The sequence below is a fragment of the Lelliottia sp. CFBP8978 genome, from assembly GCF_034046055.2.
GTDB lineage: Bacteria > Pseudomonadota > Gammaproteobacteria > Enterobacterales > Enterobacteriaceae > Enterobacter.
On sequence record NZ_CM188253.1, the window covers coordinates 2539175 to 2553422 of the forward strand.

Below are 14248 nucleotides of genomic sequence, written 5' to 3' on the forward strand. Positions count from 1 at the left end.
CCGTCTCATGACCCGATATCTCCAGGTTATCACGGTTACCTTAAACAAGGGCTAACTGTACATTCATCAGATTTTTTTCGGAATCATGCACTTGTTTCAGCAGGTAAAACTATTACGATGAATGACATTATTAGCAATAAAAATTGAGGCAATGATGCGATTATTCATCAGAATAATTATTGCTCTGGCCCTTGTGTGGACAGGATTACTTTTGTCGGGATACGGCGTGCTTGTGGGAAGCAAAGAGAATGCGGCTGGACTGGGCATTCAGTGTAAATATCTTACTGCCAGCGGGACCAGCACAGCGCAATATTTGCACACTGACAGCGGTTTTATAGGACTATCTAACTGCCCGCTGCTGCGCAAAAGCCAGATGATCGTGGACAACGGATAATCAGAAAATGATTATCGCAGAACGAAAAACGCCGCACAGAATGCGGCGTTTTTCGTTCAAAGCATTAACGCTTAGAACGGGTACTCATTATAGCCCATCTGTTCTGATATTTTGCGCGCGGCGGTATGCAGCATCTCAACATACTCATGCAGATGTTCTTCCGAGAAACGCAGCGTTGGGAACGAAATACTCAGGCCCGCAATGACCACACCAAAACGGTCAAACACCGGGACACCGATGCAGCGCAACCCTTCTTCCTGCTCCTGATTATCTTCGCCGTAACCCTGTTCACGGACTTTATCCAGTACGGTCAATAATTCATCGGTGCTGGTAATAGTACGTTCGGTACTGCGCTTATATTCAACGCCTTCGAGGATCTCTTTTACTTCCTCGCGATCGCGCCATGCCAGCAGAACTTTACCGATTGCGGTGCTGTAGAGCGGGTTGCGGCGACCAATGCGCGAATACATGCGCAAATTGTACATGGAGTCGATCTTGTGGATGTAGACAATGCTGTCCTCATCCAGCGCCCCCAGATGGACGGTCTCTTTCGTCAAACGAGAAAGCTCGCGCATCTGGATATCCGCACTGCGGATAAGATCAACATTTTGCAGCGCACGCGCGCCAAGCTCGAACAGCTTCAGCGTGAGAGAATACTTCTCAGACTCGCCTTCCTGTGCGACATAGCCCAGGGACTTCATGGTTTGCAGAAAGCGATAAACGGTGCTTTTCGACATCATCACACGCTGCGACAACTCTGTAATACCAATTTCGCGCTCTTCACCAAGCGCCTGTAAGATGCCAAACACCTTCAGCACGGAAGAAACAGAATCTGGCTGCTTATCCAAATCTGCGATTGCCATTTATCACCTCATTGCGAGTGTTTTATAAAAATCAGAACCGGTTTTTATTATAAATTCGTGGGCGTCATGCTGCAATCAATCTGCGTTTACTTCGTTACAAATCTGCGACATAAAACCGATATAACAATGCTAAAATAATCAATCTGATAATAATATCACTCTGAGTGTTTCATTTCCCATGGAAAAAAATCCCTCTGACGGCTTGCCGTTACCTCAGCGGTACGGCGCGATTGCGACCATCATTATTGGTATTTCGATGGCGGTACTGGATGGTGCGATTGCAAACGTTGCTCTGCCCACCATCGCAAGCGATCTGCACGCCTCCCCTGCCAGCTCGATTTGGGTGGTAAACGCGTATCAGATTGCCATTGTGGTCTCTCTCCTCTCATTCTCATTTCTCGGCGATATGTTCGGCTACCGTCGAGTTTACCAGTGTGGACTCGTTGTCTTTACCCTGACCTCTCTTTTTTGCGCTCTTTCTGACTCTCTGCATACGCTGACAATCGCACGTATCGCCCAGGGGTTTGGCGGCGCCGCGCTGATGAGTGTCAACACGGCGCTGATACGATTGATTTATCCGCAGCGCCAGCTCGGGCGAGGAATGGGGATCAACTCGTTCATCGTTGCAGTCTCCTCGGCCGCAGGCCCGACCATTGCGGCCGCTATTCTTTCCGTCGCATCCTGGCAATGGCTGTTTCTGATAAACGTACCGCTGGGCATTGTCGCCCTGCTTTTTGCGCTACGCTTTCTTCCGGCAAACGGCGCGAAGAACACCATGCCGCGTTTTGATCTGCCCAGCGCAGTGATGAACGCGCTGACGTTCGGCCTGCTGATCACCGCGCTGAGCGGCTTCGCCCAGGGACAATCACTGTCACTGATTGCCGCAGAAATTGTCGCTATGCTGGTTATTGGTTTCTTCTTTGTCCGCCGACAGCTGACTTTGCCAGTGCCGCTGCTGCCGGTAGATCTGCTGCGGATCCCACTCTTTTCACTCTCTATCGGCACCTCGATTTGCTCATTTTGCGCCCAGATGCTGGCGATGGTTTCGCTGCCCTTCTTCTTGCAAACGGTGATTGGGCGCACCGAAGTCGAAACCGGCCTTCTGCTGACGCCCTGGCCACTGGCGACGATGGTCATGGCACCGCTGGCGGGCTACCTTATCGAACGAGTACACGCGGGATTGCTGGGTGCGCTCGGACTGGTGGTGATGGCGACGGGTTTATTTGCGCTGGCGCTGCTGCCTTCCTCGCCGACAGATATAGATATTATCTGGCGAATGGTGCTCTGCGGGGCCGGTTTTGGCCTGTTCCAGTCACCCAATAATCACACGATTATTACCGCAGCGCCGCGCCATCGCAGCGGTGGTGCGAGCGGTATGCTGGGGACAGCGCGTCTGTTGGGGCAAAGCTCCGGTGCAGCACTGGTTGCCCTGATGTTCAACCTTGCCGGACAAAATGGCACCCATCTGGCGCTATTCACAGCCGGATCGCTCGCCACCCTCGCTGCCATTATCAGTGGATTACGCGTCACGCAGCCTCGTTCGCAGGCATAAAAAAAGCCGGGTGGCAGCGATGCTCAACCCGGCTTTTCTTCGTACTGCTCGTTACTTAATATATTCCCCACTACGCAGCGCTTCGATACGTTTATCCAGCGGCGGGTGAGTCATAAACAGTTCGCTCAATGATTTTGATTTCCCGTTGATACAAAATGCCATCATGCTGGTCGCTTCCTGCGGCTCATAACTGGTTTTGAGACGCTGCAAAGCGGCAATCATTTTTTCACGACCCACCAGTTTTGCAGAACCCGCGTCCGCATGGAATTCACGGTGACGAGAGAACCACATGGTAATAATGCTCGCCAGAATACCAAACACCAGTTCGAGTACCGTCGCGACAGCAAAATAGATCAATGGGTTGCCGTTACTCTCTTCGCCTTCATCGCGGTTTCCGCCCATAAATCCTGCGGCAATCTGCGCCAGAATACGCGAAATAAAGATCACAAAGGTGTTCACCACCCCCTGAATCAGGGTCATGGTCACCATGTCACCGTTAGCGATATGGCTGATTTCATGGGCGATGACGGCTTCCGCTTCATCACGGCTCATGTTTTGCAGCAGACCCGTACTCACCGCAACCAGCGACGCATCGCGGCGCGCACCTGTGGCAAAGGCGTTAATATCAGGGGCATGATAAATCGCGACCTGAGGCATGGCGATACCCGCCTGACGCGACTGTTGCGCCACAGTGTTCATCAGCCACTGTTCCATATCATTTCGTGGCTGTTCGATAACTTCACCACCTACCGACTTCAGGGCCATCCATTTTGACATCAGCAGAGAGACGAATGACCCGCCAAAACCAAACAGCAGCGCCATAATCAGCAGGCCTTGAACGCTGCTCGATTGGATCCCTGTCAGGCTTAGCACGAGCCCGAATACCACCATCACTGCCAGGTTGGTGACCAGGAAGAGCGCGATTCGCATCATAATTTTCTTTTAACCTCTGTTTAACAAAACGCACTATGCGATTACCCACATCGTATGGGTATTCTGGCTATTTTCAAGGATTCGAGATGTGTAAGTCACCAGAAAGACACAACTTTACATTGCTTGTGGGCTTACTGACGGGAGGATGCAGAACTTAAAAAAACAGGCACAATTTCTTGTGCCTGTTGAGGAGTTATTTCGCCGGAGTGGGCTGTAAAGCGGGTTTATTTTTTTCCTGCTTTGCCAGGTCAAGCGCGATATGTACCGTCTCGTCCAGATACGGATCGGGCTCCTGATAATCCTTCGGCAAATCTTCCAGTTTTTTCAGCATCGGCTTGCCTTCACGTTTGAGACGATCGTTGATCCGTGCCAGACGCGTTGCGTCATCTTCCTCGTTCTCTTTCTCACGCTGAGCAAAGTTTAACGAAGCGATGTTCCGTTTTTCTTTCAGGGCATTGAAACGAGCAATGTCCTTCATGATGTACTGGAACTCTGGATCTTTGGCGATACGTTCATTATGTGCTTTCAGCAGTTCCGGACCGAACTGGGTCATGTCGCCAGATTTCACGAAGGTGGCAGCATTGATGCTATCCCACGGCAACGCGTTATCTTCAAACTTCTCACCCGTTTCGGTCTCTTCGGTACCGGTCGGCATCATGATGTCCGGTGTCACGCCTTTACGTTGCGTACTGCCACCATTCACGCGGTAGAACTTCTGAATGGTGTACTGAACCGATCCCAGCGCAGGCCATTCAGGACGCAGCATCTGGTCGTAAATGCGGTTCAGAGAACGATATTGCTGTACTGTTCCTTTACCGAAAGTGGGTTCGCCCACGATCAGCGCGCGACCATAGTCCTGCATCGCAGCAGCAAAGATTTCAGATGCCGAAGCACTGAAGCGATCCACCAGTACCACCAGCGGGCCTTTGTAGTAGACCACACCGTCGGTATCGGCATCTTCGCGCACTTTGCCGTTGTTATCACGAACCTGAACGACCGGGCCAGACGGAATAAACAGACCAGACAGCGAAACCGCTTCCGTCAGTGCTCCGCCACCGTTGGTACGCAGATCGATGATCACACTGCTAACATTCTGCTTTTCAAGCTTCTGCAGCTGCACTTTCACATCGTCGGTCAGACCGACATAGAAGCCAGGGATGTCCAGCACGCCGACTTTTTCTTTGCCAACGGTCTTCACTGACATTTTCACCGCGCGATCCTCAAGACGGATACGCTCGCGAGTCAGAGTGACGATACGGGTTTTCGTGCCTTTGCCAGCCGGCAAGATTTCAAGACGAACCTTGCTACCTTTCGGGCCTTTGATTTGCGCAACGACGTCATCCAGACGCCAGCCAATCACATCCACCATGTTTTGGCCTGTCTGGCCAACACCGACGATACGATCGCCCACGCTGATAGCTTTGCTTTTTGATGCCGGACCGCCTGCCACCATGGAATTGATGACCGTATAGTCTTCATCCATTTGCAACACTGCACCAATACCTTCCAGAGAGAGACTCATTTCAGTATTGAACTGCTCGGTGTTACGCGGGGAAAGGTAGTTGGTATGCGGGTCGATTTCGTGGGCAAACGCCGTCATGGCGAGTGAGAACACGTCTTCGCTGTTGGTCTGAGCCAAACGACGAATCGCCGATTTATAACGTCGGGTCAGCGTTTCGCGGATCTCTTTCTCATCTTTACCGGTGAGTTTGAGGCTCAGCTCATCGAATTTTACTTTGCCGTCCCACAGCGCATTCAGCTCGGCTTCGTCTTTCGGCCAGGGGGCTTTGCTGCGATCCAGATTAAAGTTGTCATTGCCGGTGAAGTCCATAGGACGTTCCAGCACTTTCAGCGCGTATTGATAGCGCTCAAAACGACGTTTCTGCGAAAGATTGTACAGATCGTAGAACAGATCCAGTTTACCGCTGCGCAGCTCATCGCCCACATCGGTTTTACGCTTTGCGAACTGCTCGATGTCGCTCGCAAGCAATACGTTATGACTGTAATCCAGCAGGTTCAGATAACGATCGAAAATTTTGGCCGAAAAGGCCTGATCGAGATCGAACTGACGATAATGAGAACGGGTGAAGCGCGAGGTTACGCGCTCACTCACCGTTGCATGCTGAGTCTCTTCCTTTAATACCGGAATTTGATCAGCACGCGTAATATCGTCCACAGCGAAAGCATGGCCTGTTATAACAAACAGGCCAGCCAGCGCGGTGATCCTAAAAAGAGTGTTCATGCCAGGCTTGGCCTCCGTTTCAGAACACCAGGTGTTCTGCGCGTACAATCATTGACATGCCAGAAGTCAGCTGCACACGAACGCCATCTTTGGTGATTTCGAGTACGGTGGCGTCCATCGCATTGTTACCCGCTTTCACCTTCAGAGCCTGACCGACGCTCAGCGCGTTGATGTCAGAAACCGGAGTGAGACGCGGCTCTTCACGAGGCGCGCGCTGGGCTTTAGCGGCTGGCTTATCAGCACGCGGCTTACGCTCGCTCGTTTCGCTGCGACGTGGAGCAGGACGCGGTTTACGCTCGCGACGAGGCGCGTCTTCCTGACCATTTGCCGCTGCTGCTTCGCGTTTTTTCGCCTGCTGTTCAGCACGCTGTGCCTGAACGCGTGCTTTGGCTTCTTCAAGCTGCTTACGCGCATGCTCAACGTGTTGCTCGTCCAGCTCACCGCAAGGATTGCCGTCGAGATCGACACGGGTAGCGCCCAGCTTGATACCGTAAAGGTAACGCCAGCTTGAAGTATAAAGACGTAATGCGGAGCGCAGCTGAGTTTTGCTGAGATTCATCTCACCCTCAACGCGCGCTACCAGATCCTGAAAAATACCAATTTTCAGGGGGCGAGCTTCGCCTTCAGCGCTGAAACACTGTGGGAAACGCTCTGCCAGAAAGGCGATAACTTCTTTACTACTATTCAACTTAGGTTGATTTTCCATGAAATTTCCTGATTACAACGGACGTTGCCAACAAGCGCAGGCATGAACAGGCGTCATTATAATGACGCCATCAGTAATTGCTACGTTATCCGTTGATTATCCTGCGACGCTCGCAAAGAATTTTTGATAATCGGTCGCATTTAAGACGTTTTCGAGATGAGAGACCAGCTCGCGGAGGCCCTGCTCATCCTCGGCGCTAAAGCGATCAAACACCGTGCTGTCGATATCCAGTACGCCAATAATCTGATTTTTGACGGTCAGCGGCAGCACAATTTCGGAATTACTCGCGGAATCGCACGCAATATGACCATCGAAGGCATGCACATCTGCAACGCGCTGTACCTGATTTTGAGCAACGGCAGTACCGCACACACCGCGGCCAACCGGGATTCGCACGCAAGCAAGCTTACCCTGGAATGGCCCCAGCACCAGCGTATCCCCTTCCAGCAGATAGAAACCCGCCCAGTTAACATCAGACAAACGCTCAAACAGCAGCGCGCTGGTATTAGCCAGCGTGGCTAAAAAACTGGTTTCACCTGTCATCAATGCCTGGAAATCGCGGTTCAAATCCGCGTAGAATTCTGTTTTGTTCATTAATCAATCACTTGGTTGTCGTACAAAAAATAGAGCATAGCCTATTAAAATAAACATTAAATGCGCTCATTCTCAAGATGAATCCCGAGATGAGTTAATATAACGTTAATTAATCCTTTAATGCGCGACTCATGGCACTCAATACTTCAAAAATTACGCCGGCAAAAAAGATCACTATCCACTCGGTGAGCGATGCGCTACCTCGTGCACATTATCAGCGTTGCCCACAGTGCGATACGCTTTTTATGCTGCCTAAGATGAAATCGCATCAGAGTGCATATTGCCCACGCTGTGACGCAAAAATCCGCGACGGGCGAGACTGGTCGTTGACCCGGCTGGCGGCGATGGCTGTCACCATGATTCTGCTGATGCCTTTTGCCTGGAGCGAACCGCTGCTTAAGCTCTATCTGCTGGGGGTTCGTATCGACGTCAACCTGCTGCAGGGGATCTGGCAGATGACCCGACAGGGCGATCCGCTGACAGGCGCGATGGTGCTGTTTTGCACCGTGGGCGCCCCGACGGTGCTGGTGGCAGCCATTGCCTATCTCTGGTTCGGTAATATTCTGGGGATGAATCTCCGGCCGGTGCTGCTTATGCTGGAAAAACTCAAAGAGTGGGTGATGCTGGATATCTATCTGGTGGGGATTGGCGTCGCCTCGATCAAAGTTCAGGACTATGCTTTTTTGCAGCCGGGCGTCGGCCTGATTTCGTTTATCGCGCTCGTTTTGCTGAGCATCCTGACGTTGATTCACCTGAATGTGGAACAGCTCTGGGAGCGCTTTTATCCGCAGCGCCCGGCGACCCGGCCGGATCCCAATCTTAGAGCGTGCCTTGGCTGTCATTTTACCGGGTTGCCTGATGCGCGAGGCCGCTGTCCACGCTGTCATATTCCCCTGCGTTTGCGGCGCAATCATAGCCTGCAAAAGTGCTGGGCAGCGCTGATTGCCTCAGTGGTGTTCCTTCTGCCCGCCAACTTGCTGCCGATCTCCGTTATTTATGTCAACGGCGCGCGGCAGGAAGATACCATTATGTCGGGCATTGTTTCGCTGGCCAGCAGTAACCTCGCGGTGGCCGGCGTCGTGTTTATTGCCAGTATTCTGGTGCCCTTTACTAAAGTTATTGTGATGTTTACCTTGCTCATCAGTATCCAGTTCAAATGTGAGCAAGGGTTACGCACCCGGATGCTGCTGCTCCGTTTTGTGACGTGGATTGGCCGCTGGTCAATGTTGGATCTGTTTGTCATTTCGTTGACGATGTCGCTGATTAATCGCGATCAGCTACTCGCTTTTACCATGGGACCCGCGGCTTTTTATTTCGGCTCTGCGGTGATATTGACTATTCTTGCTGTGGAATGGCTGGATAGCCGCTTACTTTGGGATGCACATGAGTCAGGAAACGCCCGCTTCGACGACTGAAGCGAGAATTAAAACTAAACGCCGTATTTCGCCTTTCTGGTTGCTGCCGGTTATCGCTCTGATGATTGCAGGCTGGCTTATCTGGACGAGCTACGAAGATCGCGGTAACACCATCACTATCGACTTCCTGACCGCTGACGGTATCGTCGCGGGACGAACGCCTGTCCGTTTCCAGGGGGTTGAGGTGGGCACTGTCCAGGATATCCGCCTTGGTAAGGACCTCAACAAAATTGAGGTTCGGGCCAGCATTAAGGCCGATATGAAGGACGCGTTACGCAGCGAAACCCAGTTCTGGCTGGTGACGCCTAAAGCCTCTCTGGCGGGTGTTTCCGGTCTGGATGCGCTGGTAGGCGGGAACTACATCGGCATGATGCCCGGCAAAGGTGAGCCTCAGGAACATTTTACCGCCCTCGACACTCAGCCAAAATATCGGCTGAACAACGGCGATCTGATGATCCATCTCCAGTCACCGGATCTGGGCTCACTCAATAGCGGATCGCTGGTCTATTTCCGTAAAATCCCTGTCGGACGCGTGTATGACTATGCCATTAACCCGAACAAACAGGGCGTAACGATTGATGTGCTGATCGATCGTCGCTTCACCCCGCTGGTCAAAAAAGGCAGTCGTTTCTGGAACGTTTCAGGAGTGGATGCTGACGTCAGTCTGAGCGGAGCCAAAGTGAAGCTCGAAAGCCTTGCGGCGCTGGTTAATGGCGCGATCGCCTTCGACTCCCCCGACGGGTCAAAACCAGCCGAAGTGGATGACAGCTTTGGTCTGTATGCCGATTTGGCCCACAGCCAGCGCGGCGTTATCGTGAAGCTGGCTTTACCGGATGCTAAAGGGCTGAAAGCCGGTTCGACCCCGCTGATGTATCAGGGGCTGGAGGTGGGACAACTCACGAAACTGACACTCAACGCGGGCGGTTCCGTCACCGGCGAAATGACGGTTGATCCAAGCGTGGTGGATCTGCTGCGCGAAAAAACGCGCATTGAGCTGCGCAATCCGAAACTCTCATTAAGCGATGCCAATATCAGCAGCCTGCTGACTGGCAGTACGTTTGAGCTGATTCCTGGCGAAGGGCAGCCAAACAATACCTTTGTTATCGCTCCCGCGGATAAAGCCCTTCTGCAAAAACCTGGCGTCTTAACATTCACCCTGAGCGCGCCGGAAAGCTACGGTATTGATGCCGGACAGCCGCTGATCTTGCACGGGGTGCAGGTCGGTCAGGTGCTGGAACGCAAGCTCCTGGAAAAAGGCGTCACCTTCTCCGTTGCCATCGATCCGCAGTACCGCGACCTGGTTCGTGGTGACAGCAAATTTGTCGTCAATAGTCGTGTGGATGTCAAAGTCGGGCTGGATGGCGTCGAATTCCTCGGTGCCAGCGCCAGCGAATGGATTAACGGCGGCATTCGTATTCTCCCGGGGCAAAAAGGGGCGATGCGCGACAGCTATCCGCTGTATGCAAATCTGGACAAAGCGATTGAAAATAGCCTGAGCGATATGCCGACCACAACGCTCACGTTAAGCGCTGAAACGCTGCCTGATGTTCAGGCCGGTTCCGTCGTGTTGTACCGTAAGTTTGAAGTGGGTGAAGTCATCACCGTGCGCCCGCGCGCCGATGCCTTTGACATCGAACTGCATATCAAACCGGAGTATCGCCATTTGCTCACCGGCAACAGCGTATTCTGGGCTGAAGGCGGGGCGAAAGTGCAACTCAACGGCAGTGGACTGACCGTACAGGCATCTCCCCTCTCCCGCGCCCTTAAGGGAGCGATTAGCTTTGATAATTTAAGCGGCGCAGGGGCCAGCCAGCGCAAAGGCGATAAGCGGATTCTCTATCCTTCAGAAACCGCAGCGCGCGCGGTGGGTGGTCAGATTACGCTCCATGCTTTCGATGCAGGCAAGCTCGCAGAAGGCATGCCTATCCGCTATCTGGGCATTGATATCGGGCAAGTGCAGAAGCTGACGCTTATCACTGCGCGCAACGAAGTGCAGGCCAAAGCGGTACTCTACCCTGAATATATGCAGAACTTTGCCCGCACGGGAACACGCTTCTCCGTGGTCACACCGCAGATTTCAGCGGCCGGGGTTGAGCATCTCGACACCATTCTGCAGCCCTATATCAACGTCGAGCCGGGCAACGGCAATGCGCGTCGCGACTTTGAGCTACAGGAAGCGACCATCGCTGACTCGCGCTATCTGAACGGGCTAAGCATTGTGGTTGAAGTGCCAGAGGCCGGTTCCATGAGTATCGGCACACCGGTGCTGTTCCGCGGTATTGAGGTAGGGACCGTGACGGGACTGACGCTGGGCACGTTGTCAGATCGCGTGATGGTCGGTTTACGTATCAGCGAACGTTTTCAGCATCTGGTCCGCAACAACTCCGTCTTCTGGCTGGCGTCGGGTTACTCTCTCGACTTTGGTCTGACAGGCGGCGTGGTGAAAACCGGCACCTTTAACCAGTTCATTCGCGGCGGTATCGCGTTTGCAACGCCGCCGGGCACTCCTCTTGCGCCGAAAGCGCAGGCAGGCAAGCATTTCCTGTTACTCGAAAGTGAACCGAAAGAGTGGCGGGAATGGGGAACCGCTCTGCCACGTTAAACTCAGGCTCCGGTGTCAACGCACCGGAGCGTTTATGATACACTGCGCGCCCGACCGATTCCCTGTGGTACCAGCGTGGCTCAAAACTCTGTATTTTTTCCTGACGAATTCCTGGCGCAGATGCGCGAGGCGCTTCCTGCTCATCTCTCTTTCGACGCGTTTATCGCTGCCTGCCAGCGGCCATTACGCCGCAGTATTCGCGTCAATACCTTAAAAATCAGCGTGGCGGATTTTCTGACGCTGGTTGCCCCTTATCACTGGCAACTCACGCCCGTTCCGTGGTGTGAAGAGGGTTTCTGGATTGAGCGTGAGGATGAAGACAGCCTGCCGCTGGGAAGCACTGCCGAGCATTTGAGTGGTTTGTTTTATATTCAGGAAGCCAGCTCGATGCTGCCTGTCGCGGCGCTATTCGCGGATGACAATCAGCCGCAGCGGGTGATGGATGTCGCCGCAGCGCCGGGTTCCAAAACCACCCAGATAGCCGCCCGTATGGGAAATCATGGTGCCATTCTGGCGAATGAGTTTTCTGCGAGCCGGGTAAAGGTACTTCATGCCAATATCAGCCGCTGCGGCATTAGCAATGTGGCGCTGACCCACTTTGATGGCCGCGTCTTTGGTGCGGCTTTACCGGAATCTTTCGACGCGATTCTGCTTGATGCCCCCTGTTCCGGCGAAGGCGTGGTGCGTAAAGATCCCGATGCGCTTAAAAACTGGTCGGTTGCCAGCAACCTTGAGATTGCCGCCACTCAGCGCGAGCTCATTGACAGCGCCTTTCACGCGCTCCGCCCGGGCGGTACGTTGGTCTATTCAACCTGCACGCTTAACCGTGACGAAAACGAATCGGTCTGCCTGTGGCTTAAAGAACAATATCCGCAAGCCGTTGAGTTTCTGCCGTTAGGCTCCCTTTTTGATTCTGCAAAAGAAGCGTTAACCCCCGAAGGTTTTCTGCATGTTTTCCCGCAAATTTTTGACTGCGAAGGATTCTTTGTTGCGCGCTTGCGTAAAACTGCCGCGGTTGAACCGTTGCCAGCGCCGACATTCAAAACGGGCAATTTCCCCTTCGCTCCGCTGAAAGGACGTGAGACGGCCCAGATTGTGGCGGCCGCGCAAAAAGTGGGAATCAACTGGGATGAACACCTTCGCCTGTGGCAGCGCGATAAAGAGATCTGGCTCTTCCCGGTCGGGATCGAGCCGTTGATCGGTAAAGTGCGTTTCTCGCGCATCGGAATGCGGTTAGCTGAAGTGCACAACAAAGGGTACCGATGGCAGCACGAAGCGGTGATCGCCCTCGCCACAGAAGAGAATACTTTCGCTCTGACCCACAGCGAAGCAGAAGAGTGGTATCGCGGTCGTGATGTGTATCCGGAGCAGTCGCCGCCGGCAGATGAAATGATTGTCACCTATCAGGGCTTTCCGTTAGGGCTGGCGAAAAAAGTAGGGTCACGACTCAAGAACAGCTATCCGCGGGAATTGGTTCGTGATGGTCGCCTGTTTACCGGTAACCCGCTCAGCGAATAAAAAAAACAGCACGTTTTCACTGGCGATTTTGCTCTCCTGCACTACGCTGAAAAATGGGCGATCATACTGGTCGTACCAGATTTCAGGCAAACCGGGGAGAGCATTATGACGAAAACCAATGTGCGCATTGGCGCTTTTGAAATCGACGATGCCGAGTTACGCGGCGATAATCAAGGCGATCGAACGTTAACCATTCCATGTAAATCCGATCCGGATTTATGTATGCAACTTGACGCCTGGGATGCCGATACCAGCATTCCGGCTATCCTCGATGGCGAACATTCCGTCCTGTACCGTGAGCACTACGATCAACAGTCCGACGCCTGGGTCATGCGCCTTGCCTGACTCAAAGGAACCCGCCCGAAGGCGGGTTATTTATCCCGCATATTTCCCCTGCCCCCAATCATCCCCTACACTATCAGTACGGAAGCCAGATCAGGGGATGAGATGTTTGCACTGGTACTTTTTGTTTGTTATCTGGATGGCGGCTGCGACGACATTGTGATTGATGTCTACAACACTGAACGCCAGTGTGTTGCGTCAAAGAAAGAACAGCGAATTCGCCATGGCGGCTGCTATCCGGTTGAAGAATTTATTGATGGATTCTGGATGCCTGCTCAGGAGTACAGTGACTTTTAGTTACTGTATCTGCGCAAAGGTCAACACGCCGCCAAACACTGCGCCGGTGTCGATATAGTGTAAATTTTCAAAGTCGTAGCGTTTATCGACCGGCGTATGACCAAACCAAAAATGATCCGCACCGGAAATCCCCTCCCCTTTACCTGCGAAACAGTCCGTCAATCGCGCACGATCCCACAACACGCGCTGCGCGCTGACCGGTTTATCGCGCAGATAAACCGAAGAAGGATAGTCCGCATGCGCGATGATATTGCGCCCATTTATACAGTTAATTTCAATAATATGCGGTAATTGCCGACAGGCTTCGAGAAGCGCGATAGCTTCTAATTTTTGCGGGTTTGTCAGTCTGGAAAACCATATACCGCCATTCATTGTCCAGAGCGCAAAATCATTATTACGGAGCGCATCGAGGGCCATTTGTTCATGATTGCCCCGTACCGCATAAAACCATTTCTGCCGGATTAACTGCAGACATTTAACGCTATCCGGCCCACGATCGATCAGGTCTCCGACGGAAATGAGTAAATCCTCATGGTGATTAAAATGACGGCCCTTTAATTCATCCATAAGGCATTGATAACACCCGTGAATGTCGCCAACCACCCAGATATTTCGCCAACGATTACCCTCGATAATTTGATACATAGCGCCTCCACTAAGGAGTATAGCCAATACCTCGCCTTCGGGATCAGACGCATTATTGTTGCCAGTTTAAATCTTTAGTAAACGAAGCGGAAATAAAGGTTTAGCAGCTCTTAAATCACTCCATGGAAAACCTTAGAATAGAAGC

General features: G+C 52.6%; 13 protein-coding genes. 7 read left to right on the forward strand and 6 right to left on the reverse strand.

From position 1 onward, the window contains the following. The first annotated feature begins 154 nt into the window (after positions 1-154). Positions 155-394 carry a YobH family protein gene (locus SOM82_RS12020; RefSeq protein ID WP_154125944.1) on the forward strand — a complete coding sequence of 80 codons (240 nt, stop codon included), beginning with the start codon at positions 155-157 and terminating at the stop codon, positions 392-394. 71 nt (positions 395-465) lie between these two features. Here the strand turns inward: SOM82_RS12020 and kdgR are convergent, their stop codons facing one another. Further along, a complete protein-coding gene (kdgR, locus tag SOM82_RS12025) occupies positions 466-1257 on the reverse strand; it encodes a DNA-binding transcriptional regulator KdgR (protein ID WP_154125749.1) in 792 nt (263 codons plus the stop codon). Between the two features lie 178 nt (positions 1258-1435). Between kdgR and SOM82_RS12030 the strand changes: the two genes are divergently transcribed. Beyond that, positions 1436-2809 (forward strand): MFS transporter, encoded by a 1374-nt coding sequence (locus SOM82_RS12030; protein ID WP_320461061.1) that lies wholly within the window; start codon positions 1436-1438, stop codon positions 2807-2809. A 51-nt stretch (positions 2810-2860) separates the two neighbouring features. Here SOM82_RS12030 and htpX read toward each other — a convergent pair whose 3' ends face one another. From htpX to msrC, 4 genes are all read right to left on the reverse strand, one after another. Then, positions 2861-3742 carry a protease HtpX gene (gene htpX / locus SOM82_RS12035; protein ID WP_154125751.1) on the reverse strand — a complete coding sequence of 294 codons (882 nt, stop codon included), beginning with the start codon at positions 3740-3742 and terminating at the stop codon, positions 2861-2863. A gap of 193 nt (positions 3743-3935) precedes the next feature. Then, positions 3936-5984 carry a carboxy terminal-processing peptidase gene (gene prc, locus SOM82_RS12040; RefSeq protein ID WP_320461060.1) on the reverse strand — a complete coding sequence of 683 codons (2049 nt, stop codon included), beginning with the start codon at positions 5982-5984 and terminating at the stop codon, positions 3936-3938. Between the two features lie 19 nt (positions 5985-6003). Further along, positions 6004-6690 (reverse strand): RNA chaperone ProQ, encoded by a 687-nt coding sequence (gene proQ, locus SOM82_RS12045; RefSeq protein WP_154125753.1) that lies wholly within the window; start codon positions 6688-6690, stop codon positions 6004-6006. Between the two features lie 96 nt (positions 6691-6786). Then, positions 6787-7284, reverse strand: a complete 498-nt coding sequence (gene msrC / locus SOM82_RS12050) for a free L-methionine (R)-S-oxide reductase MsrC (protein WP_154125754.1) — start codon at positions 7282-7284, stop codon at positions 6787-6789. Between the two features lie 131 nt (positions 7285-7415). On the opposite strand from msrC, the gene yebS reads away from it, so the two are divergent. From yebS to SOM82_RS12075, 5 genes are all read left to right on the forward strand, one after another. Then, on the forward strand, positions 7416-8699 hold the full coding sequence (yebS, locus tag SOM82_RS12055; protein WP_154125755.1) for a membrane integrity lipid transport subunit YebS: 1284 nt from the start codon (positions 7416-7418) through the stop codon (positions 8697-8699). Continuing rightward, complete coding sequence (locus SOM82_RS12060; RefSeq protein ID WP_320461059.1) at positions 8668-11301, forward strand: PqiB family protein; 2634 nt, start codon at positions 8668-8670, stop codon at positions 11299-11301. The genes yebS and SOM82_RS12060 overlap by 32 nt, the downstream gene beginning before the upstream one ends. Before the next feature lie 75 nt (positions 11302-11376). Beyond that, positions 11377-12819, forward strand: coding sequence for a 16S rRNA (cytosine(1407)-C(5))-methyltransferase RsmF (gene rsmF / locus SOM82_RS12065; RefSeq protein WP_320461058.1), 1443 nt, complete (start codon positions 11377-11379; stop codon positions 12817-12819). A gap of 105 nt (positions 12820-12924) precedes the next feature. After that, positions 12925-13164, forward strand: a complete 240-nt coding sequence (locus tag SOM82_RS12070) for a YebV family protein (protein ID WP_154125757.1) — start codon at positions 12925-12927, stop codon at positions 13162-13164. Between the two features lie 102 nt (positions 13165-13266). Continuing rightward, positions 13267-13458, forward strand: a complete 192-nt coding sequence (locus tag SOM82_RS12075; RefSeq protein ID WP_154125758.1) for a YdfD/YebW family protein — start codon at positions 13267-13269, stop codon at positions 13456-13458. Here the strand turns inward: SOM82_RS12075 and pphA are convergent, their stop codons facing one another. Next, positions 13459-14103 (reverse strand): protein-serine/threonine phosphatase, encoded by a 645-nt coding sequence (pphA, locus tag SOM82_RS12080; protein ID WP_320461057.1) that lies wholly within the window; start codon positions 14101-14103, stop codon positions 13459-13461. Positions 14104-14248 lie beyond the last annotated feature (145 nt).

Bases quoted from the DNA above. Each gene is read 5' to 3' on its own strand.
- SOM82_RS12020 (WP_154125944.1), top strand. From the start codon at position 155: ATGCGATTATTCATCAGAATAATTATTGCTCTGGCCCTTGTGTGGACA.
- kdgR (WP_154125749.1), bottom strand. From the start codon at position 1,257: ATGGCAATCGCAGATTTGGATAAGCAGCCAGATTCTGTTTCTTCCGTG.
- SOM82_RS12030 (WP_320461061.1), top strand. From the start codon at position 1,436: ATGGAAAAAAATCCCTCTGACGGCTTGCCGTTACCTCAGCGGTACGGC.
- htpX (WP_154125751.1), bottom strand. From the start codon at position 3,742: ATGATGCGAATCGCGCTCTTCCTGGTCACCAACCTGGCAGTGATGGTG.
- prc (WP_320461060.1), bottom strand. From the start codon at position 5,984: ATGAACACTCTTTTTAGGATCACCGCGCTGGCTGGCCTGTTTGTTATA.
- proQ (WP_154125753.1), bottom strand. From the start codon at position 6,690: ATGGAAAATCAACCTAAGTTGAATAGTAGTAAAGAAGTTATCGCCTTT.
- msrC (WP_154125754.1), bottom strand. From the start codon at position 7,284: ATGAACAAAACAGAATTCTACGCGGATTTGAACCGCGATTTCCAGGCA.
- yebS (WP_154125755.1), top strand. From the start codon at position 7,416: ATGGCACTCAATACTTCAAAAATTACGCCGGCAAAAAAGATCACTATC.
- SOM82_RS12060 (WP_320461059.1), top strand. From the start codon at position 8,668: ATGAGTCAGGAAACGCCCGCTTCGACGACTGAAGCGAGAATTAAAACT.
- SOM82_RS12070 (WP_154125757.1), top strand. From the start codon at position 12,925: ATGACGAAAACCAATGTGCGCATTGGCGCTTTTGAAATCGACGATGCC.
- SOM82_RS12075 (WP_154125758.1), top strand. From the start codon at position 13,267: ATGTTTGCACTGGTACTTTTTGTTTGTTATCTGGATGGCGGCTGCGAC.
- pphA (WP_320461057.1), bottom strand. From the start codon at position 14,103: ATGTATCAAATTATCGAGGGTAATCGTTGGCGAAATATCTGGGTGGTT.